Genomic DNA, 24,714 nt, shown 5'->3' with positions numbered 1-24,714 from the left:
ATGGCCCCAGGCGGGGCCGTCCAGACCATGCTAGGACCGGTCCCCCTGCTGTCCAGGGCGTGGATGGCCGTCAGGCCAGGGCCGTCTCCGGCTGAACGTCTGAATGGCTGGCGGCAGCTTCGGAGCCTTCCACCTCATCCACTTCGACACCCGCGCCGCCCTGCCCGCCCTCGGCCAGGACCGGCTGGCGCCGGTAGCGCATCACGGCGGGCACCGTGCCCTGGTAGCTGAAGCCTTGGACCTTGAGCAACGCGGCGATGAACTCCTGCTTCTTGCTGGCGCGCGCTGCCTTGAAGCCGGTGCCCATGGCCTTCTTCAGGCCGACTTCGACCGCAAGGCTCTCCAGTTCACTCATCGTGAACAGGTCCAGGAACTCCTTGTCCCACTGGAAATACCGACCTTCATCGACCTCGGCGTAGTTCAGCAGCAGTTCCAAGTCGCTGGTGTTGACCCCGAAGGCAGCGGATGCCGTGGCGGCTTGCAGCAGGCGATCCAGCTGGGCCTCGGGCGCTGCGTCGGCGCGCTGGAGCCCACCCCGCACACCAAACCCGGCGGGTGCCGTCTGGCCCGCCATCCGGTCAAAGGCATTGCGGAACTGCGCCTCGCGCAGGTCGGCGCCGCGCCCAGCCAGCACCAGTGCGATCAGCACGCGCTGGCTGCGCTGCGGCTGCGTCATCAGGGCCTTGGCCAGCCACTTGCGCCACTCGGTCAGGCGATGCGCGACCATGCGCTGCGGGGTCTGGTTCGTGGGGGCCGATGCTGCAACGGCCTTGTTTGCGGCATTGCTACCGGCCTTGCCCTTCTGGCCCGCTTTGCCGGACACCTTCGCGGTGGACTGCTTCGCGCCCTTGCCTGCCGCCTCGTCCACCGCCGCCTGCGCATCGCGCTGGGCCTTGCGCCACAGGGCCACCTTCTGGCTGTTGCACGCGGCGTCGAAGCACAGGGAGTGGCTGACCTCGCCGTAGCTGCCGGGCATCGCCGAGATGGTGCAGCCGAAGGACTGGCACCCCTGGCACGACGTGTACTGCGGCGCGCCGACCCCCAGTTCGCCCTCGGCGGTGAGCGGCAGCGGCGTGAAGCCGTCCGACACCTTCACGATGCGGATCACCGGGTACTCGTCGCGCAGCGCATCGGCGCGGGCCTGGACGGCTTGCAGCGTCAGTTCCTCGAAGTGGCTCGGATGCTGGCAGTAGCCCTCGCCCAGGGACTCCGCAAAGAGCCCCGCCTGCCGCGCCGAGTTGTGCGTGCAGCCGCTGCACTGCGCCGTGTCGAAGATCGCGTCGGCCAGCCGCCGTGCGAAGCGCCCGAGTTGGGCCTTGAGCACCGCCACCGGCACCTTCTGCGCCAGCACACCGGCCAGCACGCTGTCCTGCTTCTCCGGGGGGATGCCCGAGAGCAGTTCGGCGTGGCCAAGCTGGATGCTGCGCGTGGTCAATGCCTTGAGGACCGTGGGCGTGCAGGCCATCAGCGCCAGCCGGCGCTCCAGCACCTCGGGCGACCAGCCCATCAGGCGGGCGGTTTCTTCCTTGTCGCCGCGCTGGCGCAGCAACTGGCGTTGCGCGGCGCGGGCTTCCTCGGCCGGTGACATGGCGGCGCGGTGGTAGTTCTCGATCACCGACATCGCCTCGGCCGTCTCGTCGCTGGCATCCTTGATGACCACCGGCATGTCATAGTCGTCGCCGAAGACGTTCTTGGCGGCGCGCCAGCGGCGCTCACCGGCGATGATCTCGTAGAGGTCGGTGCCCGGCACGGGCCGCACGACGATGGGTTCGAGCACCCCGACCGCGCGGATGCCCTCCTCCAGTTCGGCCATCTCGTCGGGGTCGAAGTATTCGCGGGGGTTTTTTCCCTGCACGATCCGGCGGATCGGCAGGGTCGGTTGGGTGGTTGGGGTCACGGGGCCTCCTGGCTGTAACGGGTGGGATGCACCCATGCTCCCGCCGAGGTCAGCGTGTTCAAGCCCCATGGCCGCTCCCCTCGGTCGAGGAACGGATCAGCTCCACCCAGGCGTGCAGCGCCAGCACCTGTTCGGCGCGTGCCGCCTCGTCCCGCGAGCGAAAGGTCACATCGCCGGGCGCGTTCAAGTCGCCCCTGCGGTTGTCGCAGACGATGCGCCACTTCTTGTCGGGGTAGTTGCGGCTGACGCAACCACAGGCGCCGCTCGGGTAGCGAACCTCGCTCACGTACCAGCCACCGTGCCGCCAGGGCGAGTAGTCCAAGGGACGGGCCGGGTCCACCATGTCCAGCACCTGCGAGAAGGCCTGGAGGGGCGTGCAATGGCTCTGTGCCTGGATCGCCTGCGCGATGCCATCGAACACGTCATCCGCGCAAGGCAGGCATTGCGCGACCGACTGGATCACCCGGCGCACGATGGCGTCGAGGTCGAGGTTGTCGAGGGGGCGGTCTCTATCGATCTGGCGCGCGCAGGCATTTCGCACGGCCAACGCCGTGGCCATCGCCGTGAGGTGGGTCGTCATGGTCGGTTCTCCTTGAAGCCATTGCGACCATCGTTGCGGGCCGCTTTGGGGCTTCAAGGGCGGACCACCGTGAGTGCGGCTACGGCTCGCCCGGCATCTCTCGGCGTCGGCATCCGCACGCGAAGAATCCGCTCGAGCTGTCACAAAGCGGCCCTGGTGTCAGACTAAGATGGAATCGAACTCCGATAACGATGACCGATACCGTACGAGACATCCTGCTGGCCTTCGTCCGCGTCCATGTTCTGCACCATGCGGTGTCCGAGCGCATCTTCGGCGCCGGGATGGCGCAAGAGCTGGCTCGACATGGCTACCGGCTTAGCCCTGGCACGCTGTACCCGCTGCTGCACAGGCTGGAAGCCGACGGTCTTCTGAAAAGTACGGCCGAGGTCGTTGATGGAAAGACCCGCAAGTACTACACGGCAACGCAGAAAGGCCGCAAGGCACTGCAGACCTTGCACCCGAAGCTTGCGGAGCTCACCGGAGAAACACTTCAAGAGTTTCGCAACGATGAACCACGAACCCCTCGCGCACGACCGAAACGACAGCCATAGTGGCTCTCCGCTGGAGGTACTGGGCGCATTCCTGAAACTCGGGCTTACCTCCTTCGGCGGGCCGGTCGCTCACCTGGGCTACTTCCGCACCGAGTTCGTCGAACGGCGCCGTTGGCTGGATGACCGAAGCTATTCCGACCTGGTCGCGTTGTGCCAGTTCTTGCCAGGCCCCGCGAGCAGCCAAGTCGGCATCGCGTTGGGCCTGGGCCGTGCCGGCTGGCTAGGGGCACTGGCTGCATGGGTCGGCTTCACGCTACCTTCTGCAGTCGCGTTGATTCTCTTCGCCTTCGGAGTGGCCGAATGGTCTGGCCTCGCTTCATCCAGCGTGGTCCATGGGCTGAAGGTCGTGGCAGTGGCCGTTGTGGCTCAAGCCGTCTTGGGCATGGCCAAGTCGCTGTGTCCTGACCGTCTGCGGGCGGGCCTCGCTGTGGTCGCCGCACTCGGTGTGCTGGCGGTTCCCAATGCGCTTGGGCAAGTCGCCGTCATCGCGCTGGGCGGGCTTCTGGGGCGGTTCGCTGTGCGCGTCGACCAACTCCAGCCAGCAAGCCACCGCGACTACGGGGTGTCGAAGTCCACTGGCGCAACCCTCCTGGTGGTGTTCGGCGGGCTGCTCGTGTTGCTGCCGGTCTTTGCCGCCGCCACGGGCTCCACGGTGGCGTCGTCGATCGCGGTCTTCTACAAGGCCGGCGCACTGGTGTTCGGGGGTGGACACGTCGTTTTGCCCCTTCTCCAGTCCGGCGTGGTTCCCCCAGGCTGGGTCGACAACGACACGTTCCTGGCCGGCTACGGGGCCGCTCAGGCCGTGCCAGGGCCGCTGTTCACCTTCGCGGCCTACCTGGGCACAGCGATGCATGCGCCACTTGGCGGATGGGCCGGCGGCGTGACGTTGCTCGTGGCGATGTTCCTGCCCGCGTTCTTGCTGGTGGCCGGGGCGCTCCCGTTCTGGGAGGCGCTGCGCCAGCGCGGCGGTGTGCAGCGCGCCATGGCCGGCGTCAATGCCGCTGTCGTTGGCGTCCTTGTGGCCGCCCTATATGACCCCGTTTGGACCAGCGCCATCCACAGCAAGGCAGACTTCGGACTTGCGCTGGCGGCGTTCGGTCTGCTGGTGTTTGGACGGGTGTCGCCGGTGGTGGTGGTCGCAGCGGCAGCTGCGGTCGCAGGCGTACTGCACCTGTAGCTGTCGGGATCATTGTGGGCTGGCATTCTTGAGCGCAGTGCTCAACCCGTCCTCGTCCCCTTGCGCCCTCAAGATCACCGGGTCAATCCGTGGCCCCACTTTCGCGCGGCCGAAGTGGATCCTGCCTGGCGCCCACAGGATTGGCCCCAGCAGCCTGATCGAAAGACTCCCGATTGCTCATGACCGCCTCGATGTTGCGCTCCGCCCAGGCCCGCAACCCGCCCAAGGTCGCGGCGAGTGACTCGCCGATTGGCGTGAGCGAGTACTCGACCTTGGGTGGTACGGTGGGGTGGACTGTGCGCTCGACGATGCCGTCGCGCTCCAACGAGCGCAGTGTCTGCGTGAGCACCTTCTGCGACACCCCATCAATTCCCCGCTGCAGCTCGCCAAAGCGGTGCCGGCGCTCAGAGAGAAGCCCCAGGACCAGAACGGCCCACTTGTTGGCCACGCAGTCCAGGACCTGCCGGGTGGGACACGTCGCGACATAGGGGTCCCAAGGGGGGAGATTCGACGGTCCAATCGTTTCCATAAAGTGCCTGTCTTACCTTGAAGTGCCTTCTTGTGGCGTAGAGAACGGTCCTCTATTCTGAACGTTTGACCGCGCAATCCTGCGCCCTGCAACGGAACGAAAGGACACCATGAAAACAGACACCAACACGAACATCGCCATCGTGCGCCGCTACTTCGACGCGGTAGCGCGCGGCGACCTCGCCACGGTCGGCAGCACCTTGGCCGACGACATCGAGTGGCACCAGCCCGGCAACAGCAGTCTCTCGGGCTTGCACAAGGGCAAAGAAGCCGTGTTCGCCCTGCTGGGGTCATTCATGCAGCGCAGCGCAGGTACCTTCCGCATCGATCATGTCGGCACCCTCATGGCGCAGGGTGATCTGGTGACGACGACGCTGCACTTTCGCGCGGAGCGAACCGGTGCCTCGATGTCCATGTCGGGCGTGGACTTGCTGCGCATTGCGGATGGCCAGATCCGCGAGGTGTGGCTGTTCTCAGAGGACCAAGCGGCAGAGGACGCGTTCTGGGCGTAGACGCCAGACGCCATCGGCGACGGCCAGGCCCCGACGACTGGAGCCGGCTCCGACAGATCGTCGCTTCCTTGCCGTCGAACAGACGCAAGACCCACCGCGTTCAGCGCGTGAGTCAGCACCCGCCTTGACGCGCGGTACAGCGAGCGAACACAGCCTTCAAGGCTTGATGGCGACTTTCAACACACCATCGCGCTGGTGGGCAAACAGGTCGTAGGCGGCCACGATGTCCTCCAGCTTGTAGTGATGGGTGACCATCAAGCCGAGGTCGATCCGCCCCGAAGCCAGGAGGTTCATCAACCGGCGCATGCGCTCCTTCCCGCCAGGGCACAGCGCCGTGACGATCCGGTGGTCGCCCAGGCCCGCCGCGAAGGCAGACAGCGGGATGGTCAGATCGCTGGAATACACGCCCAGGCTGGAGAGCGTGCCGCCCGGCTTGAGCACGCGCAGGGCCGATTCGAACGTGGCCTGCGTCCCCAGCGCCTCGATCGATGCATCCACGCCGCGCCCGCCCGTGGCTTTCATGATCTCGTCGACCACATCGCAGTTCTTGAAGTTGAGCGTGAGGTCAGCCCCCATCTTCTTGGCGATGTCCAGGCGGTGGTCGTTGCCGTCCACCGCGATGATGGTGGAAGCCCCCAGCAAGCGCGCCCCCGCCGTCGCGCACAGGCCGATAGGTCCCTGGGCGAACACGACCACGGTATCGCCGATGCGGATGCTGGCGTTCTCCGCGCCCTTGAAGCCGGTGGACATGATGTCGGGACACATCAGCACCTGCTCGTCGGTCAGGCCATCCGGGATGGGGGCCAGGTTGGCCTGCGCATCGGGCACCAGCACGTACTCGGCCTGGGTGCCGTCGATCAGGTTGCCGAAGCGCCAGCCAGCGGTGGCCTTGAAGCCGTGACAACCGCACAGGCCTTGCGGGATCAGGTAGCTGCCGTCCTGCGACGGCGCGCCATCCTGGGCGGCGTAGGAGTTGAAGTTGGGGCAGATCGCGCCGGCAATCACGCGCTGGCCTTCTGTGTAGCCCTGCACTGCGCTACCCAGCTTCTCGATCACGCCGACCGGTTCATGGCCGACGGTGAGCCCCTTGGCGACCGGGTACTCCCCTCTGAGGATGTGCACATCGGTGCCGCAGATGGTCGTGGTGGTGATGCGGATCAGCGCATCGTTGGGACCCACGTCGGGGATGGGCTTGTCGACCACCTCGATGCGGTCCTTCTCGACGAACACTGCGGCTTTCATCTTGGCGGCCATGTGCACTCCCGGTACGGTTCAACAGCTGGATGGGGGGCTCAGTGGCCGCTGGCCTTCTTGAGCACAGTGTACAACTCGTCCTTGAGTCGCAGCTTCTCCTTCTTCAGGTTCTCGATCTCCACTCCGGTGCCCGGCTCGATCTGCACCTCCATGTTCTTGATCTTCTGATCGAGGTCGTTGTGCTGGTCGAACAGGCGCGTGAAGTGCTGATCGCTCTGCTTGAGCGTTGTGATGAGCGTTCGGTACTCAGGGAACATCGGATCGCCTTCCTTTTCAATGAACGTCGAAGGGGCTGTGCGCCTGCACTACTGGGCACGACGCAGCTTGAGCGCATGCCATGAATTGCGACCAGTATCCCGAGCAAGGGGCTCTGTTCCATTGACCCATGTCAACGACCGTGCCCGGCTTCTTGCCGACATGGCCCATCCGTGCCGGCGCGCGGCTCCAATGCACGACATTCGTGCTACTGTCACTTCGCAGGAACACTGCCTGTGGGGCTCGGACCCTCACGGCGCCCGAGTTCGGAGTGGAGACCTTCGGACTCGGCATGCGCGAAGTCTCATGGGGGATCGGGCATGGCCGAAGCTTTCGGCCCGAGCGCCATGCACGGTCCAAGTCCCGCAGCCGATCAATCCAACACAAGAACAACGCATGCTCACCCTCTCGTCTCTGGGTGGCGCCGGTACCGTCACCGGCTCCAAGCACCTGCTCACCCATGGCCAGACTCGCCTGCTCGTCGACTGCGGTCTCTTCCAAGGCCTGAAGAATCTGCGCGAGCTCAACTGGGAAGCGTTGCCTGTCGATCCCCGGTCCATCGATGCGGTCGTCCTCACGCACGCGCACCTGGACCATTCGGGCTATCTGCCCAAACTCGTGAAGGATGGGTTCTCGGGAAGCATCTTCTCGACGCCCGCCACGCGGGCCGTGGCCGAGTTGATCCTGAAGGACAGCGCCCACCTCCAGGAAAAGGATGCCGACTTCGCCAACCGCAAGGAATTCTCCAGGCACCACCCCGCCCTGCCGCTGTACGGTGTGCGCGAGGCCGAGCGTGCCCTGCAGGCCTTCGTTCCCGTACCACCGCACAAGTCCGTCGCGCTGCCGGGCGAGGCCGCCCTGCTGTTCCGTGGTGCGGGGCACATCCTGGGGGCGTCGACAGCGCAGATCGACATCGCGGGGCGGCGCATCGTGTTCTCTGGCGACCTGGGCCGCTACGACGATCCCGTGATGAACGATCCCGAGCCCGTGCCTGAAGCGGACTACGTGGTGATCGAGTCCACCTACGGCGACAGGCGCCACGAAGCGGCTGATCCCGTCGAGGCACTCGGCGCTGTGGTCGAACGCACCGTCAAGCGTGGCGGGACGGTGGTGATACCGGCCTTCGCCGTTGGCCGTGCCCAGTCGCTGATCTACCACCTCTGGCAGCTCAAGGAATCGGGCCGTCTGCGCAACCTCCCCGTCTACCTGGACAGCCCGATGGCGGGGAGCGCCAGCCAGTTGCTGCACGACTACCCGAAGGACCACAAGCTCGCGGCTCGGGACTACGAGGCAGCGTGCGGGGCCGTGACCTATGTGCGCGACGTGGAGGAATCCAAGGCGCTGTCGGCCAACCGCTTCCCCAAGGTGATCGTGTCGGCCAGCGGCATGGCCACCGGCGGGCGAGTGCTCCACCACATCGCCGCCTTCGGCACGGACCACCGCAACACCATCCTGTTCTCGGGATTTCAGGCAGCAGGCACGCGGGGCCGAGCCCTGCTCCAGGGTGCGCAGGAGATCAAGATCCACGGCCAATGGGTGCCCGTGCGCGCGGAGGTCGCAGAGTTGCCCATGCTGTCCGCGCATGCCGACAGCGAGGAATTGCTGCGTTGGCTGGGCGGGTTTCGGCGCGCACCTCGGCGGGTCTTCATTGTCCACGGCGAGCCCGATGCCTCGGACGCGCTGCGCAAGCGCGTGGAGCGCGATCTCGGTTGGAGCGCTGTGGTCTCCCGTCAGGACCAGGTATTCACCCTGTGAGCCACCGCTCGCCCGGACAACCGTCGAGCCCAGGTCGGGCGACCGCGCTTGTTACGGGTCAGCGCTTGCGGGCCGTCCACCCCCGGGGAAAATGGATCTGCTCCCTGCCGCTCTTCTTGAAGGACTGGTAGTTGAGCTTCAGAAGCTGCGGCGCGACCACCATCTGCTCGGCCACCAAGGCCTCAAACTCCTCCATCGTCAGGCGCTGCCGCATCGGTGCCTCGCCGGCCTCAGGCAGGTAGTCGTCGTCCTCCAGCCACAGGACACTCTCGCCGCCGCAATGCAATGACAACACGATCTGGTGGTCGGCCTTGGCGCCCTGCTTCGTGAGCACATCCACCGAGACCTCCTGCCGCTTGCCCGGCACGCTGTAGAACTGGCGCGCTTGCGGCAGCAGGCACTCCGCCAGGAAGTCGAAGCTCGGCTGCAAGTCCTTGTGCCGCTGCAACGCGAAGAGCTCCTTGAACTGGCCGAGCTTGAACGACTTGCGCAACTGCCCATTGGCGTCGAAGAAGACCTCGAAGAGCATGCCATCGAGCACCGCCTTGCGCTTTTCCGGTTTGAGGCCGCTCCCGCTCGAAGCGAAATCGCTCAAGTAGGCCTGGGCCGCATGCGAATTGCCACAGGCCGCCTGGTACAGATTGCGTCCAACCACGAACAGCGCGTCGAGGCTGCCTCGGTTTGCCAACGTTGAGGTGAAGTCCGCCACCGCCGGGTTCTGCCGGGGCCAGGTCAGGCTTCTGAGGCCCTGGATCACCCGATGCGTCGCCTTCGCCTCGTCCACCACGAACAGGCGGTCGCTCAGTGCCGTTTCCGAGTACAGGTCGATGCGCGTGCCCAGGCTGAGGTTGAAGTAGAACTCACCGGCCAACGAGGTGTGCTCCCAGGAAATCTGCCGCCCCTTCGTCGCCGCGCTCAGCGAGTTGCGCACGCGCTTGAACATGGTCTCGATGGAGCAGTCGGGCGTCGCCAGGTGCTGCAGCAACGCCTCGGTGTAGGCGCCATTGCGGCCACGTCCATCGTCCGCGGTCTGCCCAGGCGACGTGGCGAAGGCGATCAAGGTGCCCTTGGGCGCATACACCGGAGCGAGCCCGCGCGCCTCGATGGCGCGGCGCCACGCGCGCTCGAAGGGATTGTCCCGGCAGGCATCGAGGATGATGATGCTGGTGGCGCACTTGGCCTTCTCCATCACCTCGATCACACGGTTCAGCGAGAGTGAGGAATGCTTGGCTTCGACCTCGTCCGAGGCGTCGGTGTCGACGGCGGCAAGGTAGTTCTCGCCTTCGATCTGCATGCCGTGTCCAGCGAAGAAGAACAGGCCGACATCGCTCTTGTCGAGCTCGCGCTTGAACCGCCTGAGCGCGCGGTCCATCTCCGCGTGGTTGCAGTCGGCCTCCTGGATCACGCTGAAGCCGCTGGCCTCAAGCTGCTCGGCAACGTCCTCCGCATCGTTGGCCGGGTTCTTCAGTTCGGCCACCGTCTCGTAGGCGGCATTGCCAATGACCAGGGCTGACAGACGCCGGCTCATGCCGGCTCCGTATTGAACAGGCTCGAACGCACCGACCGCCTCGCGCGCTGCGGGACCTGCTTCTTGATCTGGCGAATCTGGGCCGCCCTCAGCTGGCCATCGTCGGGCACGTACCGCGGCAGCGCACGATGGATCGCCTGGGTCTCATCGACGCCCAGGTACTCGGCCAGGTGCTCGGCGGTCTCGCGCCTGACGCCCGTGGCGCCGTCGACGGTGCGGCAGCGAAAAGCGATCTGGTTTGTCGACGAACGAGCCGGCATGGCAACCTCCTGTCGATATCTTAAAGACCCCCAAGATCGCCGCCGCCCGGCAAAGGGCGGGCGAGTTTCATGCGCAAAGCGCCTGCAGGTGCGCCTGACTACAATCGTGTCCGAGGCGCCCGCCGTACTTGCACGCGAGTAGAAACAGGTCCTTCCTTCCATCGTCATTGATCTCCCTTCCGGACCTTGTCGTCGGGGACTTAAACGCGTGCGTCTGCCCCGATGCGGCGAGGACAACCGAAAGGAAGACGCATGACGTTCAAAGCACTGGCGCGCACCGCGCACCACACCCTGCAGGCCCGCTCGGGCTGCGACATCCGCCACAGCCACGTCCACGAATTGCTGGCAGCGGCATTCGGCTACAGGACCTGGGCCGCACTGACCTCCGACGCGCTGCTGGCCGACCAAGGGGTCGGACAGGCGTCGGAACCCTCCGCCGAAGCGCAGGTCGCCGGTCGCGCGCTGCAGCTGCAGTACGGCCAGGCCGTGTCACGGGCCATGGCTGGCGCCCTGGTCCAGTTCATTGCCGACCAGCGCCTGGGGCTGGTGCGCTGGACGGCCCTGGCGCCGCTGATGCCCATGTCCACAACGCCCACCAGACTTGGCGAGGACGAAGAGGACGGCGAGCCGGACGAGGATCTGGAAGGCTGGGACGATGCACCCCGCCGGGTCCAGAACGCGACCGCCCTGCCCCGCGAGCACTTTCTGGCCTCGGGTCTTCTGCTGGACAGCCTGGAGGCGGCCACGGCGAAGAACCCGCAGGCACACCAGGTGCTGGCGGCCTTGTTCCGTTGCGGCAAGCCCAACCCCTACCTCTACGAGGAGTCGCTGAAGGGACGCCAGCTCACCGCCAGCGAACAAGGCTGGGTCGAGCAGTACCTGCTGCTGGCGCCCCGGTATGTGCGCTACGAGGCGCACCTGAAGGCCGCCGCCGAGGCAGGCGTGCGCGCCGCCGCCCTGGAATACGGGACGGTCTTCGAGCGTCCGGAGTTCATTGCCCTGGCCGAGCGCCTGGACGGTGATGTCGACGCCGAGCAGATGGCCCGTGTGGCCACGAGCCCCGAAGCCCGCACCCAATGGCTGCGCCGGGCGGCCGAAGCGGGTTCCCTGCGGGCGTTGGAAGACCTCGCCGATCTCGGCGACCCCTGGGCGCAGGAGCGCATGGCGCCACGCGCCAACGTGCACTGGCTGCGAGATGCGGCCGAGCGTGCGCTGGCCGAAGATGATCCGTTGCGTGCCTGGACCTGGCAGTACGTGGCGCTGGCGCGCGGAAAGGACCTCACCGAATCCACGCTGGCGGCCCGGCACGACGGTGGCTCGAATGATGGCGAGTTCTACGACAGCGACTTCGGCGGGCCACTGTACGTCGATGGCGACGAAGGACTTGCGCTGCCCGAACTGACGCGGGATCAGCACCGCGAGGCGAAAGCGAAGGCCCAGGACCTCCTTCGCGGCTAGTTGCCACGACAGCGGGGGCCGGCGACGGTAAGCCGTACTCCTGCACGACCACACACCACGGTTCCGTAGTGGTGTGTGGTGGCTGTCTACTTGGACAGTCCTGGCGTGCTGCCCCCGAGAGCTTTCCGTGGCATGCACAAAAGCGCTTGACTTAGAGTGCACTCGAACTTCTAGGATCACTTCATGGAATCGCACCTGTCCATTGACGAAGTCGCACAGCGCTCGGGGCTCACTGCCCACACCTTGCGCTACTACGAGCGCATCGGTTTGATCGCTCCGATCCACCGCGCGTCCGGGGGACAACGCCGCTATGCGGCTTCGGACATGGCCTGGGTCGAATTCCTGCTGCGGCTGCGGACGACGAACATGCCCATCGCAACGCAGCGCGACCGACCCCGCTGGAGAGCTTTTCCGAGGTTCCCGGCCTGTTCGGTTAGGTAGCGCCCTTACGACAAGGCGTTGTCGAAGCCGGCAGCCGACCAGTCGGGATCGCTGACGCGCCCGACAACAAGTCGATGGTACGCAGGAGCGCGGTGGGGTCGGCCACGCCCTGCCCGGCGATGTCCATGGCGCTGCCATGGCCCACGCTGGAGAGCAGCGCATCGCCGCCGATGCTGAGTGCGCTCGCCGCATTGGGGGCCAGCAGCTTGATGGGGATGTGGCCCTGGTCGTGCAGCATGGCGACGTAGAGCTCGTGCCGCCGCTGCGACAGCACCATATCGGCACCGTGGGGGCCGTCGACGCGGTACCCCTCGTCGCGCAGGCGGGCCATCGCCGGCAGCACGACGTTCTGATCTTCGAGGCCGAACAGCGTACCTTCGGACGCGTGCGGGTTGATGCCGAACACGCCGATGCTTGGGTTGTGCAAGCCCATCAGGCCGCAGGCCCGCGCGCCGGCACGGACCGCTTTCTGGACCAGTTCGGGCGTCATGCGCTCCAGTGCGGTGCGCACGCTCTCATGCAAGGTCACGTGCACGATGCGCAGCCCCCCGCCGACCAGCAGCAGGAACACATCGTCCTCGGGTTGTTCACAGACCCGTGCCACCAGCGAGGGATAGCCACTGAAGGCAATGCCGGCCTGGTGGATGGCGGTCTCGTGGTGCGGGCAGGCGATCACCAGGTCGTGCGCATCAGCGCGCACGGCTTGCAGCGCGGCGGTGGCAGAGGCCACCGCCGACGCGCCCGCCAGTGGGTCGATGCGGCCAGGCACGGCCGCGTGTTCGGGCAGACTGCCGGCTTCCACGTGGTGCAACTGTGGCCACAGCTCCTGCAGTCCGCAAAGGGACGCGGCGCGTTGCAACACCGTGCCAGGACCAAAGACGGTGATGTGCGCGCGCTGCTCGGGCGCCAGCGCGGCCAGGGCCTTGAGGGCGATCTCCGGCCCAATGCCGTTGGGGTCACCCGTGGCCAGTGCCACGCGCCGCGCGGGAGGGGTCTCCTGCATGCCCTTGGTCACAGCGGCAAGGCCATCAGGGAGGGCGCGTGCACCACGCCCTCGGTGTCGCTGGCCGAGCGCAGCAACGGCATGCCGAGCAGCCGGCCATGGCGCTTGCGCCCGTAGCGACAGGATTGGCGCCGCGCAACGCGGCTATGAAAACCAAAGGGTGTCCTGGCCTTCACGCACGATCCCTTCCGTGTGTGATATCCGAATTCCACGACAGCAACCAGATCAGTCAATGGTGACCTTCGCATCCCGAATCACTTTCTGCCAAACCTGCGTTTGCTGCTTGATGAAATCCGCACTCTCCGCAGCCGACTTCTGCAAGGGGTCCAGACCAAGCTTGGCAAGGCGCTCTCGCATGGCTGGTTTCGCCAGCGCTTCGTTGAGCACGGCATTGAGGTGGCGAACTTCTGGTGCAGGCGTGTTTGGCGCGGTCACTGCCGCGTACCAAGTCACCGACTGCATCGCCGGCAACCCAATCTCCGCAAAGGTGGGTACATCTGGAAGAGCGGAAGACCGCTTGGCATCTGCCACCGCGAGAATGCGGACCTTGCCTGAGTTGTGCAATGTGATTGAGGCCCCCACACTGCCGAAGAAGGCGTCGACCTGGCTACCCGACAAATCGGCGAGCGCAGGAGCATCACCCTTGTATGGGACATGAACCATCGTCGCTCCCGTCAAGGATGAAAAAAGGTTCGCAGTCAAATGTGATGTCGTGCCATTGCCCTGGGACGCGTACGACACGCGTCCGGCGCTTTGCTTGGCGTAGGGCGTAAATTCTTGTGCCGTTTTGATCGGAAGATTCGGACTCACGATAAGTGCGTTCGGCACTGCGGCAATGGTTCCGATAGCGACCCACTGCGAAGGATCGTATGGTAGTTTGGGGTACAGGCCTTGGTTGATCGCGATGGGGCCCGGAGACGAAATCATGATCGTGCTTTCGCCCGGCTTTGACCGGCTAAACACCTCGGCAGCGCCAATGTTTCCCCCGGCACCGGTCTTGTTTTCGACAATGACTCCCTTGGGAAACCCTGGCCGCATTTCTTCTGCCAAAGTGCGGGCCAACACATCAGCGAGGCCACCCGCGGCAAAGGGCACAACGATGCGCAACGGCTTGTCCGAAGTCTCTACCGCGTGCGCTGCACCGACAGACGAAATCAATCCGACAACACAAACGGCCGAGGCAAAAGAGGGAATCCAACGCATGTACTTGTCTCCATATTAAAAAGAGAAACTGTAGATGTGAGCGAGCACCGAAACGCGAGTAAATGTACGTACGACCCGCTTTGCACAGCGCATCGAACAATATGTCCAGCGTCGGCAATCCACACTGACAGCCTGCCCACCCGCTCTCTGCCGCAGCGGTATGTGTCGGCGACATCAGGTGATAACGCACCATTGGAGACTCCCACCCCAGACCGGCCAAAGCAGGCCGCTTGCAGCGGCGGCGCAGGTCACGCTCTTTGTTCGTCAGCCTGCCCCTTGCGAATGCGCGGGCCCCTGCCAAGCCAATCGCATTCTTGAACCATCCGTCGCTTGAATTCGGAGTCCTTGCCCCCATCTTGGTCGGCATCCACCCCCTGCAGCGCGTCAGGTCCCAGGCAGCAGGCCGGGTTCTCTTGAAACTCTTGCGTGGCCCGATTCACGCTACCGATCAACGGAACAACTCTTGTCCCTGGAAATGCTGCGCCACATCGCCGGTCAACGGCTACCGCTGACCCTCGAAGTGCCTGCCGATATCGAAAAGGTGCGGGTGCTTCGCGCGGCAGGACTCTTGGCCGCCTTTTTCCTCAACGCCTCCGCGGGCGACGACAGCAAGGTGATGCCGACTGCACACGTCCTGGCCATCACGCCCGCTGGCCGCGATGCCATCGTCGGGCCGGCGAGCCCTTGAACAGCCGCTGGCCGGTCCTGCAGTGGTCAAGTAGTGATGGTGCCCCACCTCCATGGACGGCTTTGAGTTTGACACGCAAGCCACCCAAGCCGTCCTTCGCAACGGAGATACCAATCGAGGCTTGCTGTAGATTACGACACTCGCCACTGCCAAACGTACACGTACCGAAGAGAAACTCAGATGCCAAAAGCCTATTGGATAAGCACCTATCGCGCGGTCAACGATTCCGACAAACTTGCCGCGTATGCGAAGCTGGCCGGCCCGGCACTCACGGCCAACGGCGCACGCTTCCTGGCGCGTGGCGAGCCGTCCAAGGTCTACGAACTCGGCCTGATGCAACGCACTGTGCTGATCGAGTTTGACAGTGTTGAACAAGCGGTTGCCGCGCACGACAGCCCGGCATACCAGGCAGCCCTGGCTGCGCTGGGCGATGGAGCCGACCGCGAGATCCGCATCATCGAAGCAGCTTGAGCATGGGTGCGGGAAGCGCCCTCTCTCCTTTTCGAGTATGCGCAGGCAAGTTCGCGCCATTGCGCGATTGATTGGAAGACAGGAAAGGAAGACGCGAAGCAGGGCCTCAGAACGAAGGTCTGCTCCTGGGCCGATCGCCGCGATCCTCCAGACTGCGATGCGTCAGATCCTGCACACCAGGATCTGCCGGAGTGAGCCGGCTTCGAGTCCTGGGGAACCTTGATCAGGCGACGGCATGCACGCCGGGCGTCGCACCCAGCGGGACGCCAAGAGCGCGACCACGCACGCGCCGGTAAGGCGGCAGGCCATCCAGCAGGCGCCGGCCCCATGCCGTGCCGGCCAGCCGCGGATCCAGCACAGTCACGCGGCCATGGTCCTGCGGGGTGCGCAGCAACCGGCCCACCGCCTGCGCCAGCCGGATTCCGACTTCTGGCACGCTGCGTTCATGGAAGGCGGACCTCCCCTGCGCCTCGATCCACTCCCGGCGTGTCTGCTCCACCGGGTCATCGGGCACTGCGAACGGCAGCTTGGCAACCACCAGGTGGGTGCAGTAGGCGCCAGGCAGGTCCACGCCCTCGGAGAGGCTGGCCAGTCCGAAGAGGACCGAACGTTGTCCCTGGTCGATGCGGACCCTGTGGCGCGCCAGCAGCTCGCGCTTGGAGGTGCTGCCCTGCACGAGCACCTGCTCGCGCAGCCTGACGGGCAGCGCCTGCGCGACCTGCTGCATCTGCCGGGCCGATGTGAACAGGACCAGCGCCCCGGCTTGCGCCTCGAGCAGTGCCGGCAGCATGGCCGTTACCTCCTCGGTGTGCGCCTGGGCGTCGCGCGGATGCGAGCACATGCGCGGCAGGTGCAGCTCTGCCTGCGCCGCATGGTCGAACGGCGAAGGCAGGCTGATGGCGCGCAATCCCTCCCAAGCCTTCAGGCCCGCCTCTTCCATGAAGAGGTCGAAGGATCCGCAGGCCTGCAATGTCGCAGAGGTCAGCACGACAGCGCCAGCACGGTCCCACAGCAGCGCGCGCAGGCGTTCGCCGCCGCCGATCGTCGCGGCGCACACGTGGAACTCCGTCGCTCGACCCGCCCTGCCCTCCTTGCCGCCGCGCTCGATCCAACGGGCGACCGGCGGGTCTGTGTCTGAGAGCGGTTGCAGCATGCGCTCCCAGGTGGCAGCCAGGTGCTCTGCGCTCCCCAGGCACGCCCCCAACGCCGCGACATGCGGCTGGGCGGCCACCGCGTCCTGGCGTGCCCGTTCAACCGCAGCCGCACGCAAGGCAGCCAGCGCCTCGCGCAGACCGAGCGCAGCGCTGTGCAGACGACTGCCGGCTTCGGCGACGTCAGGCGGCAGCGCACCGTGGGCAAAGCGCTGCACCTGCCCTTGCTCGCCCGCCGCGCAGTGCCTGGCCAAGGCCACGTGCAGCCCTTCCAGTGCGCTGCACAGGCGCTGGCCGTGCCCATCCGCCGCCAGCGCCAGGGCCGCATCGAGCCGCAAGCTCTGACCTGCCTGATCCGCTATCGCTAAGGCCTCCTCGATCCACCGCAGGGCGCCAAGCACCGCATGGCGCGAGGCGCCACGCGCGGCCGCCCTGGCCGGCAGTCCATGGGCCTCGTCGAGCACGAACAGCGTTTGGGACGGGTCCGGCAACAGGGCGCCGGGCTCCATGTCCAGGGCGGCCAGCAGCAGATCGTGGTTGGCGACGACGACGTCGGCGTCCTTGAGGCGCTGGCGAGCGGCCTGGAACGGGCAGCGCCCGAACTCCTCGCACCGCGCCCCCAAGCAGCCATCGCGGTCGGTGCTGAGGCGGTGCCAGAGTCCTTCCGGGATCGGGTCCTGCCAGTCGTCGCGGTCGCCGGACCAGGTGCCGCGTGCGAAGGCCTGCGCGAGCCGGCCTTCCAGTCGTACAGGCTGCGCCGTTGCCGGCCGTGCCTCATTGGTCGGAACCTCGCCTCCCAAGCTGGCGACAGAACGCTGCGCATCCAGACGCAACAGTTTGGCCGGGCAGACGTAGCGCCGCCGCCCCTTCGCCAGCGCGCTCGTGAAGTTCACCGGGAGGTGACGCTGCAGGGCCGGCAGGTCCTTGGCCATCAACTGCTCCTGCAGCGCCACGGTGGACGAGGACACGACCACGCGCAGCCCGCGCGAGCGCGCCAGCACGATGGCCGGCAACAGGTAGCCCAGGGTCTTGCCGGTGCCGGTTCCCGCTTCGATGACCCCGATGCGCTGGCTGGCCTCGGCCAGTCCCTCCCGGCCGTCGCCCAGGGTGCCAAGGACGTGGGCCACCTCGGCCATCATCACCAACTGCGCTCGGCGGCTGGCGAAGCCCGGCATGGCCTCGCGCAAGGTGCGCAGACAGGTCTGCATGCGGGTCTTCTCTTCGTCGCTGAGCATGCGAACAGGTTCGCACTGCGCCCGGTGACATCAAGGGTGGCGCTTGAGGGCGCCAGCCGGGGGCAGCGGCTCACCTGCGGACGCTGCGCCGCCGCCTGCGCGGGCCCGTCCCAGGCAACCTGCCCCGATGCACCCAAGCGTCCGGCCAGCGCCGCATCGAGCGCCGATGCCCCCCTGGAGAACTGGCTACGATCTCTCCGAACTACTGTCCTATCACCATGTACCGCCGCTCGCTCATCACCTTCATTGACATCCTCGGCTTCAAACATCTCATCCAGACCAGCACCGACGCGCAGATCACCGAGAAGCTCGCCACGCTCAGGCGGTTTTCGGCGACGGAAGACGACGAGGACGGTGAAGGGTTTGAGCCCAAGGTCATCCAGTTCTCGGATTCCATCATCCGGATCCGGCCACTGGAAGGCGCGTCGAACAAGTCCTTCCCGTATGGGCTGGTCTTCCATGAACTGCACGACCTGGTGCTGCTGCAAGGGGAACTGATCAAGCATGGCATCTGCCTGCGCGGCGGCATCGCCCTTGGCGATGTGCACTTCGATGCCCAGACGGTCTTTGGCCCCGGCTTCGTCCGGGCCTACGAGCTCGAATCGGGCTTCGCCAACTTTCCGCGGATCGTCGTCGACCCCGAAGTCCTCAACGACCTCATGACGGACGAGCGGCTTCGCGCCCAGCACCATGGCGTGGCCGACGAAGTCGACGCGATCCGCAAGCTCGTTCGCAAGGATGCCGACGGAATCTTCTTCGTCGACTACCTGCATGCGTTCCTCACAGAACTCGACGAGCCCGAGTCCCAGCCCGACGTCCTGCGCGACCACAAGCAACTGATCCTCAATGGAATGGGCAACGCCCGTGGATTGAACACGGTGCCCGCGAAGTACCTGTGGCTGGCCAACTACCACAATGGCCTGGTCCGCAGCCTGTCCAGGAAGTGGTACCAGCACTATGACCTGACCCTCGCCGATCTGGAGATCAGCTCGAAAGAGATGCCCATCAACTTCGAATGGCCGTGAACCAGGCCGTGACCGCCCATGCTGCGCGAGGTTGGTCGCACCGGAAGCATGGCTGCGAAGCATTCGCGGACCCTCCGATGGCCGCGATCTACCGGAAACGCTCCTGCAGCGATGCCATCAGATCAAAGTTGTCATAGTTGACAAAAGCGACAATAAAGCCCATGATGCGGGTTCGCTTGGTCCGACGGGAGATGCCATATGCCCAAGACTCTGAGTTTCATGGGGTTTGAGCTGCCCAAGGTGAGCCCCACCGAACTGCACCGCTTCGAGCCGGCCGCGCGGATCAAGGATCCGGTCAAATTCGCAGCCGAGCTGGATGCGCTCATCCAGGAAAAGATGGCCGCCGCCGAACAAGCTGCGGCCGGCCCTGCGGATGTTCGCGACCAGCTGGCCGACAAGGCCCGAGCGCTCCGGGCCGAAACACGCTGGACCCCCTCGGCGACCGACCTTCAACGCGGCCGCAGTGCGATGCTGCGCGTTTTCGAGGCGCCGCAGAACCTTCCACTGACCCAGTTCGCGCGGCTGGCGCACAAGTCGCGCCAGCAGATCTACAAGGATCTGTCGGCACACCCCCGGCGCCTGCTGGCGCTGAGTGTGGGGCCCCGCAAGCAGCGCCTGCCCGAATGGCAGCTGGATCCGGTGCGCCTGAACCTGACCCGGCAGGTGCTCAAGCTCGCCGAGGATCTGGATCCGTGGACACTTTTCCGTGCACTGTCCGATCCCCTCGATGCCTTGGATGGCCGCTCGCCAGTGGATGCGGTGACAGCGGGCAATCTGGATGAGATCGTCGCCAAGGTGCGCAGCGCGCTGGGCCTGCACGAACGGGCCCGCGCTTGACTTCTGTACCGCCACTGCAGTCCATCGCAGCCGGCGAACTGCTGCAGCATGTGAGTAGGACGGCGTACCGAGGCTCCGGTCTCTTCTTCGGTCAGGACGGCACCAACCGGTACGACTCGCCTGCGAAGGCCTATGGCGTCCTCTATCTGGCGTTCGACCTGCCCACGGCTCTGATGGAGTCCGTCTTTCACAAGCACCGATGGCACCTGCAGCACAAGCGCACCATTGCACTCCCCGAAGTCGAGAGCCGGATGGTGCGCGCCGTGGGCGTGCTGCAGGCGCTTCAACTCGCCGACATCACGGCGCCCGGTGTGATGTCCACCCAGTTCGGCCTGAACCTGAGCCAGTTGGCGAGCCGGCGCTACAGCCATACGCAGCGCATCTCCAAGAACGTCCACGACCTGCTGGACGCGGGCGGGCAAGCCCAATTCGACGGGCTGCTCTACCCGTCGCGCAACAACTACCCCGCCAAGTGCATCGCCTTGTTTGAGCATGCCCGGCACAAGGTGTGGGTCGCGGACGACGTCGACCTGGCGGACCATCGCGACTGGCCCGACTTCGTGTCCCGCAACCGGATCGGCATCGTGAAGCCGCGTGCAACGCGCCGCCCGCCGCCCACGGGGCGAAGCGGCCCCTAAGCCCCCCCGGCACCATGCACACCGACTTTCGGGGCGTTGCCCAGGGCCTGATCGAGGCGCACTGGCCCGAGGAAGCCGAGCGACTCGGGGAGCCTGCGGCTTGGCTGCGCCGTGCAGAGCAGGACACTGCGCGGCTTGCCATGGCGCTTGCGGGTTTCGTCGAATCCGGGGGCTTGGTCGAGCACACGCGGTTTCTCGGGCACGTCGTCGTGCTCCCTTTGCGCGGCCCGGTGGCCGTCGCCGCGCCTTTGGGCGACCGGGAGTACATCGTGATGGGGCAGCAGTTTCTCGAAGTGCTGCGCTTTCGCCACCAGCTGACTGCCGGCTTTCGCATGGCCGAGTACCTGGTCCGAAGTGCAGCACCGCTGCCCGACGGCCTGGAGCAATCCCGAGCGCTGGCGTACTGGGCCGGCCAGGAATGGATCCACGATTGGTTCCGCACAAGCGATCCGATTCCAGACCTCGCCCGCCATGTGCGCTCACCGCTGGCGCTCGGCCTCGAGTCGGACTGTCTCATGCAGGCGCTGCTGTTCCTGGTCCTGCACGAATGCGGACACTTCGCTCTGGGCCACGTCACCCATGGACCCAACGACCACGGCATCGCCTCCTTCGAGCAACTCTCCTGTGACCCCCTGACGCCACCGAAGCGCCAGGAACTCGCGGCCGACGCATGGGCGGCGCGCGCGCTGCATTGGCCCAATCCGACGTGGCAGAGCACGGCCATCTTTCGGCTGTTTCTGCTGTTCGGGATCGCCCAGGCGGCACTGCAGATCCACCCGCCTGAGCATCCCTACGTGCATGACCGCTGCGCCCATCTGCTCGAAGTGCTGCGGCTGGCGGGCGTCGGTGTCGACGAACAGGTCAAGCAGATGCCGGTGTTCGCGGCGCAAGAGTACGTCCTTCGCGCTCGACGGACGGAGCGCATACCCAAGCCCGCAGCGACCGAGGGTCTCGCCGTGCTCGTTGGATTTCTGGAGCAGATCAGCAGGCACTTCGAGGTGGCCGGCGGTGACGGCGCGATGATGCGGTGGATGCACAACGAAGGCGCGCCTACGAGGCCTTGGTAGACCTGCATGCCGCACGCCGCGATGGCGTCGCGCCTTCCTGGCCGGCCGGAAATCTGGTGGCATCTACACGCCTGCGCACCGTTGACAGCGCGCGCTTTCCGTTGACACTCCCAAGGCCCACCTCAACCTGGCTGCTGCGGCTACCCTGCAACCGTCGCTGGCGGCAGCCTACGATGCAGCACCGGCTGAGCCCGCGGCGCACGAGTCGGCTTCGCGCGCGCTCGCGCGCCGCAGCACCGCCCAGCTAGCCGCTGCCGTGAGCCAGGCCGCAATGCCACCGTACAGCATGACCACGCCGAAGCCCTGCGTGACGGAGGCCTGCAAAGCGACGCCCGCCGCATCTGCTCCTGCCAGGGCGCTCAACTGCTGCTGCACGCCGGCCAGATTGCCCCCCGCCAACTGCTCGGCCATCGATCGCAGCTGCGCGGACGGCACGCCCTGCCCCAGTGCCGTGGGCAACGCGGACGCGATGCCCACGACAAGCACCCCGCCCATCGCGGCGATGTTGAGCGCCAGCGTGATCAGCCGCGCGCTCGCATCCATGCCCGAGGCCATGCCGGCGCGCTGGGCCGGCACGGCCGAGGTCGTCATGTTGGTGGCGGGCGTGGTCGTCAGGCCCAGCCCGATGCCAGCCAGCAGCGCGCCAGGCAGCACGGTCCAACCACCCCATTCGGAGAAGCCGCTGCCCACCTGCATGAGCATGAAGCCCAGGCCGATCGTGAACAGGCCGGACGGGATCACGATGCGCGCCTGGTAGCGCAACAGCAGCCACTGCGCGATGGGAGGCATGACCAGGAAGGGCACGGTGTAGACCAGCAGTGCCAGTCCTGTGCGGCTGATGTCCCATCCCATGCCGGCCGTGAAGTACAGCGGCAGGTAAACCATGAACGGCCAGTAGCTGCAGTTCATGCCGACGCAGCCGATGATCGCGCCCGAGAAGTCGCGGATGCGGAACACCGAGAAGTCGAACATCGGGCGTGGATGCAGGCGCTCGGCCACCACGAAGCCCACCAGGCCCAGCAGTGTGGCTGCCAGCAGGCCCAGCGCGGCCGGACTGGTCCAACCGAAGCTGCTGCCCTGCGTGATGAGCCAGCTCAACCCCAGCACCGCCACCGTGAGCGTCGCGATGCCTGCCCAGTCCAGCCGCTGGTCCTGGGCCTGCGGGTCGCGCGACTCCACCACGCCGGCACGGATCAGCGCCAGCGCGATGAGCGACAGAGGAACGTGCACGAGGAACACCCATTGCCAACTGGTCAGTGCGATGATCGCGCCGCCCACCACCGGCCCGAAGCCCAGGCCAATGCCTGAGACCACGCCCCAGGCGGCGAAGGCCCTGGCCCGCGCCCTGCCCTCGGGAAACTGGTGCGACAGGATGGCGATGGAGCAGATGAACATCGCGCCGGCGGCCAGGCCCTGCGCGAAGCGCGCGCCGATCAGCGCCGGCATGCTCGGCGCCAGTCCGCACAGCAGCGAGGCGATGCCGAAGGCGAGAACGCTGACGGAGAACACGCGCCGCCGCCCGTAGCGGTCGGCCAGCGTGCCGGTGGCCATCAGCACCGTGGTGCAGGCGATGGTGTAGGCGTTCATGGTCCATTGCAGGTCCTGGAAGTCGGCGCGCAGTTGTGCCTCCAGCACCGGCAGGATGATGGGCACACTGGAGATCTCCAGGCCGAACAGCAGTGCGGCAAGGCAGATGGCGGACAGCGCGAGGGCAGGATGGCGGGTTGACATGGACGGGGAACGAATGCGCGAGCGGGCAATGGGAGCGACGATGGGCGTTCTCAGGACCATCGAATCATGACGCATGTCCCATCGAACGCCGATCGGGCACCTTGGACGCCGTCTGGAGAACGGCAAAGAGAATGGCTCAGAGAGAGGACCCAGCGTTCGGTGGGGCATCCGCAGACCGGTTGGCCCGCACGGCGTCCTCTGTCAGGGAGGCCACCTCGTTGAGCCACAGTTCCCGTTGGTCCGCAGAGCTGCTGCTCATCGGCCCGTACATGCGGCGCACGACATGGTCCACGCCACACAGGGAGAAAACACTCCTTCTCCAAAGCGTGTCGAGCGGGTCGCCGAACACCTCTCGCTCCCGCTCGAGTGGCGTGTTCGACGTATTAAAGACGAACGCACACTTGGCCTTGAGCAGCCCGATGGGAACCCCGTCAAAGCCCGCGCCGTCCGGATACCCATAGGCCGTGCCGAGCCGAAGCACACGATCCACCCACCCCTTGAGGATCGCTGGCGGTTGGCTCCACCAATTGGGATGGAAGATGAAGATCAGATCGGCGCGGCGGACATCTCGGCAGTGTGACTCGACAAGTGGGTCGGGCGACGTGGTGTTCCCGGCCTCTCCAGTGGGCTGTACCGGATTGAAGGCTTCCTCGTACAGATCGTGTCGGGCAATGCCAATTCCCTGGCGCATAAGGGTGGTCGAGACAACCTCCGCCATGGCGTGGCTGAAGCTGGTTGTTCCTGGATTCGCGATGATGATGAGAGCGTACATAGGGCGTGTAGATCTGAGGTGTGTTCATGGCCGCAAACCCTGGATCAGACCGGGTCGATTGCGGGCATTGCATTCGCCAGTCTATCGACGCCGGTTCAGTTCGAGTTCGGCCCGAGCCGGCCTGAGTCGGACCAGTACCGGCGTCCTGATGCGCCATCGCGCGGTGATGTTGCCGCCCGAATCGCGGCATCGCACCAACGGCGGGGACAATACTGGCCATCGCCCTGCCGTCCTACGCCGCCATGCCCGTCCACTTCTCCACGCTTCAACTCTTCGATTCCGCACAGGGCAGTCTCGTCGAGATCGAGCTGGCTCACCCGGACATGCCGCCAGGCGAACGCCGTTGGCTCTGGATCGAGCCCAACTGGGTAACGCTTCTGCACGCTGTCAATGAAGGCACGCCCACGTTGCGCGTGTTCGACGGTGCCGTGCTGGCGCTCGAAGGACAACGGGGAGAGCTGCGCTGGCACAACGGACGGCGAAACGAAATCTCGGCCGAGCCCATTGCGTCACTGCGCCCTGAGTTCCGGCGGCTGGTTCACCAGCACCTGAACTGACGGCTCCCCCAGGCTGCTGGTCGCGCGGATCACGGTACCCGGTAGAGCGCCGGCGCATGTGTGAGCTTTCAGCAACGCGGTGCCTCGTTCAAAGGCAAGGAGCCAGGCTGTGCACAATGAAAAAGCCCTGATCCACGCGC

Annotated in this window: 26 protein-coding genes; 13 read left to right on the top strand and 13 right to left on the bottom strand. The window is 66.0% G+C overall.

What is annotated here, in order from left to right:
• Positions 1–70 precede the first annotated feature (70 nt).
• Complete coding sequence (locus tag ACTIF6_RS13470; RefSeq protein ID WP_439588446.1) at positions 71–1,933, bottom strand: PRTRC system ParB family protein; 1,863 nt, start codon at positions 1,931–1,933, stop codon at positions 71–73.
• A 22-nt stretch (positions 1,934–1,955) separates the two neighbouring features.
• Complete coding sequence (locus tag ACTIF6_RS13465; protein ID WP_244386749.1) at positions 1,956–2,477, bottom strand: hypothetical protein; 522 nt, start codon at positions 2,475–2,477, stop codon at positions 1,956–1,958.
• Between the two features lie 191 nt (positions 2,478–2,668).
• On the opposite strand from ACTIF6_RS13465, the gene ACTIF6_RS13460 reads away from it, so the two are divergent.
• Both ACTIF6_RS13460 and chrA read left to right on the top strand, forming a co-directional pair.
• Positions 2,669–3,028: a PadR family transcriptional regulator gene (locus ACTIF6_RS13460; RefSeq protein WP_244386756.1), complete on the top strand. Its 360-nt coding sequence runs from the start codon at positions 2,669–2,671 to the stop codon at positions 3,026–3,028.
• The gene (chrA, locus tag ACTIF6_RS13455) at positions 2,985–4,205 is read left to right on the top strand and encodes a chromate efflux transporter (protein WP_244386759.1); all 1,221 of its coding nucleotides are present in this window, start codon (positions 2,985–2,987) and stop codon (positions 4,203–4,205) included. The genes ACTIF6_RS13460 and chrA overlap by 44 nt, the downstream gene beginning before the upstream one ends.
• 82 nt (positions 4,206–4,287) lie before the next feature.
• Here the strand turns inward: chrA and ACTIF6_RS13450 are convergent, their stop codons facing one another.
• A complete protein-coding gene (locus tag ACTIF6_RS13450) occupies positions 4,288–4,653 on the bottom strand; it encodes a winged helix-turn-helix transcriptional regulator (RefSeq protein ID WP_244386760.1) in 366 nt (121 codons plus the stop codon).
• A gap of 190 nt (positions 4,654–4,843) precedes the next feature.
• Between ACTIF6_RS13450 and ACTIF6_RS13445 the strand changes: the two genes are divergently transcribed.
• Positions 4,844–5,245: a nuclear transport factor 2 family protein gene (locus ACTIF6_RS13445; RefSeq protein ID WP_244386762.1), complete on the top strand. Its 402-nt coding sequence runs from the start codon at positions 4,844–4,846 to the stop codon at positions 5,243–5,245.
• Positions 5,246–5,401: 156 nt separating this feature from the next.
• On the opposite strand, the gene ACTIF6_RS13440 is transcribed toward ACTIF6_RS13445, so the two are convergent.
• Positions 5,402–6,499, bottom strand: coding sequence for an NAD(P)-dependent alcohol dehydrogenase (locus ACTIF6_RS13440; RefSeq protein ID WP_244386764.1), 1,098 nt, complete (start codon positions 6,497–6,499; stop codon positions 5,402–5,404).
• A gap of 38 nt (positions 6,500–6,537) precedes the next feature.
• Positions 6,538–6,756, bottom strand: a complete 219-nt coding sequence (locus ACTIF6_RS13435; protein WP_244386766.1) for a YdcH family protein — start codon at positions 6,754–6,756, stop codon at positions 6,538–6,540.
• 394 nt (positions 6,757–7,150) lie between these two features.
• Between ACTIF6_RS13435 and ACTIF6_RS13430 the strand changes: the two genes are divergently transcribed.
• Entirely contained in the window at positions 7,151–8,509 is a 1,359-nt protein-coding gene (locus ACTIF6_RS13430; protein WP_244386768.1) for an MBL fold metallo-hydrolase RNA specificity domain-containing protein, read from the top strand.
• Positions 8,510–8,567: 58 nt separating this feature from the next.
• On the opposite strand, the gene ACTIF6_RS13425 is transcribed toward ACTIF6_RS13430, so the two are convergent.
• Positions 8,568–10,037, bottom strand: coding sequence for a caspase family protein (locus ACTIF6_RS13425; RefSeq protein ID WP_244386770.1), 1,470 nt, complete (start codon positions 10,035–10,037; stop codon positions 8,568–8,570).
• Entirely contained in the window at positions 10,034–10,297 is a 264-nt protein-coding gene (locus ACTIF6_RS13420; RefSeq protein WP_244386771.1) for a hypothetical protein, read from the bottom strand. Before ACTIF6_RS13420 ends, ACTIF6_RS13425 begins: the two co-directional genes overlap by 4 nt.
• A gap of 252 nt (positions 10,298–10,549) precedes the next feature.
• On the opposite strand from ACTIF6_RS13420, the gene ACTIF6_RS13415 reads away from it, so the two are divergent.
• Together ACTIF6_RS13415 and ACTIF6_RS13410 are read left to right on the top strand one after the other, a co-directional pair.
• Complete coding sequence (locus ACTIF6_RS13415; RefSeq protein WP_244386772.1) at positions 10,550–11,755, top strand: hypothetical protein; 1,206 nt, start codon at positions 10,550–10,552, stop codon at positions 11,753–11,755.
• A 183-nt stretch (positions 11,756–11,938) separates the two neighbouring features.
• Positions 11,939–12,196, top strand: a complete 258-nt coding sequence (locus ACTIF6_RS13410; RefSeq protein ID WP_425164683.1) for a MerR family DNA-binding transcriptional regulator — start codon at positions 11,939–11,941, stop codon at positions 12,194–12,196.
• Here the strand turns inward: ACTIF6_RS13410 and ACTIF6_RS13405 are convergent.
• Genes ACTIF6_RS13405 through ACTIF6_RS13395 form a run of 3 tightly spaced genes read right to left on the bottom strand, consistent with a single transcriptional unit; the run spans position 12,189 to position 14,402 of the window.
• A complete protein-coding gene (locus ACTIF6_RS13405; RefSeq protein ID WP_244386773.1) occupies positions 12,189–13,199 on the bottom strand; it encodes a PdxA family dehydrogenase in 1,011 nt (336 codons plus the stop codon). The genes ACTIF6_RS13410 and ACTIF6_RS13405 overlap by 8 nt on opposite strands.
• Positions 13,200–13,207: 8 nt before the next feature.
• On the bottom strand, positions 13,208–13,375 hold the full coding sequence (locus tag ACTIF6_RS13400; RefSeq protein ID WP_244386774.1) for a hypothetical protein: 168 nt from the start codon (positions 13,373–13,375) through the stop codon (positions 13,208–13,210).
• Between the two features lie 49 nt (positions 13,376–13,424).
• Positions 13,425–14,402, bottom strand: a complete 978-nt coding sequence (locus tag ACTIF6_RS13395) for a Bug family tripartite tricarboxylate transporter substrate binding protein (RefSeq protein ID WP_244386775.1) — start codon at positions 14,400–14,402, stop codon at positions 13,425–13,427.
• A 463-nt stretch (positions 14,403–14,865) separates the two neighbouring features.
• Between ACTIF6_RS13395 and ACTIF6_RS13390 the strand changes: the two genes are divergently transcribed.
• Together ACTIF6_RS13390 and ACTIF6_RS13385 are read left to right on the top strand one after the other, a co-directional pair.
• Entirely contained in the window at positions 14,866–15,090 is a 225-nt protein-coding gene (locus tag ACTIF6_RS13390) for a hypothetical protein (protein WP_244386777.1), read from the top strand.
• 180 nt (positions 15,091–15,270) lie between these two features.
• Positions 15,271–15,561 carry a DUF1330 domain-containing protein gene (locus tag ACTIF6_RS13385; protein ID WP_244386778.1) on the top strand — a complete coding sequence of 97 codons (291 nt, stop codon included), beginning with the start codon at positions 15,271–15,273 and terminating at the stop codon, positions 15,559–15,561.
• A gap of 223 nt (positions 15,562–15,784) precedes the next feature.
• On the opposite strand, the gene dinG is transcribed toward ACTIF6_RS13385, so the two are convergent.
• Complete coding sequence (dinG, locus tag ACTIF6_RS13380) at positions 15,785–17,947, bottom strand: ATP-dependent DNA helicase DinG (RefSeq protein WP_244386779.1); 2,163 nt, start codon at positions 17,945–17,947, stop codon at positions 15,785–15,787.
• 218 nt (positions 17,948–18,165) lie between these two features.
• Here dinG and ACTIF6_RS13375 point away from each other — a divergent pair, with 218 nt between their 5' ends.
• The 4 genes from ACTIF6_RS13375 (at position 18,166) to ACTIF6_RS13360 (ending at position 21,514) form a co-directional block, all read left to right on the top strand.
• Positions 18,166–18,972, top strand: a complete 807-nt coding sequence (locus tag ACTIF6_RS13375) for a hypothetical protein (protein ID WP_244386781.1) — start codon at positions 18,166–18,168, stop codon at positions 18,970–18,972.
• A 198-nt stretch (positions 18,973–19,170) separates the two neighbouring features.
• Positions 19,171–19,809: an integrase gene (locus ACTIF6_RS13370; protein ID WP_244386784.1), complete on the top strand. Its 639-nt coding sequence runs from the start codon at positions 19,171–19,173 to the stop codon at positions 19,807–19,809.
• Positions 19,806–20,447 (top strand): RES family NAD+ phosphorylase, encoded by a 642-nt coding sequence (locus tag ACTIF6_RS13365; protein WP_244386786.1) that lies wholly within the window; start codon positions 19,806–19,808, stop codon positions 20,445–20,447. Before ACTIF6_RS13370 ends, ACTIF6_RS13365 begins: the two co-directional genes overlap by 4 nt.
• 14 nt (positions 20,448–20,461) lie before the next feature.
• On the top strand, positions 20,462–21,514 hold the full coding sequence (locus ACTIF6_RS13360; RefSeq protein WP_244386788.1) for a hypothetical protein: 1,053 nt from the start codon (positions 20,462–20,464) through the stop codon (positions 21,512–21,514).
• 168 nt (positions 21,515–21,682) lie between these two features.
• On the opposite strand, the gene ACTIF6_RS13355 is transcribed toward ACTIF6_RS13360, so the two are convergent.
• The gene (locus ACTIF6_RS13355; protein WP_244386790.1) at positions 21,683–23,245 is read right to left on the bottom strand and encodes an MFS transporter; all 1,563 of its coding nucleotides are present in this window, start codon (positions 23,243–23,245) and stop codon (positions 21,683–21,685) included.
• A 136-nt stretch (positions 23,246–23,381) separates the two neighbouring features.
• Complete coding sequence (locus ACTIF6_RS13350; protein ID WP_244386792.1) at positions 23,382–24,017, bottom strand: NAD(P)H-dependent oxidoreductase; 636 nt, start codon at positions 24,015–24,017, stop codon at positions 23,382–23,384.
• Between the two features lie 242 nt (positions 24,018–24,259).
• On the opposite strand from ACTIF6_RS13350, the gene ACTIF6_RS13345 reads away from it, so the two are divergent.
• Positions 24,260–24,574 carry a hypothetical protein gene (locus ACTIF6_RS13345; protein WP_244386794.1) on the top strand — a complete coding sequence of 105 codons (315 nt, stop codon included), beginning with the start codon at positions 24,260–24,262 and terminating at the stop codon, positions 24,572–24,574.
• The last annotated feature ends 140 nt before the right edge of the window (positions 24,575–24,714 follow it).

It is taken from the genome of Hydrogenophaga sp., from assembly GCF_051860785.1.
Lineage (GTDB): Bacteria > Pseudomonadota > Gammaproteobacteria > Burkholderiales > Burkholderiaceae_C > Hydrogenophaga.
The sequence above is the reverse complement of the archived record's forward strand: the minus strand, read 5'-3'. Positions and strand labels throughout refer to the sequence as shown.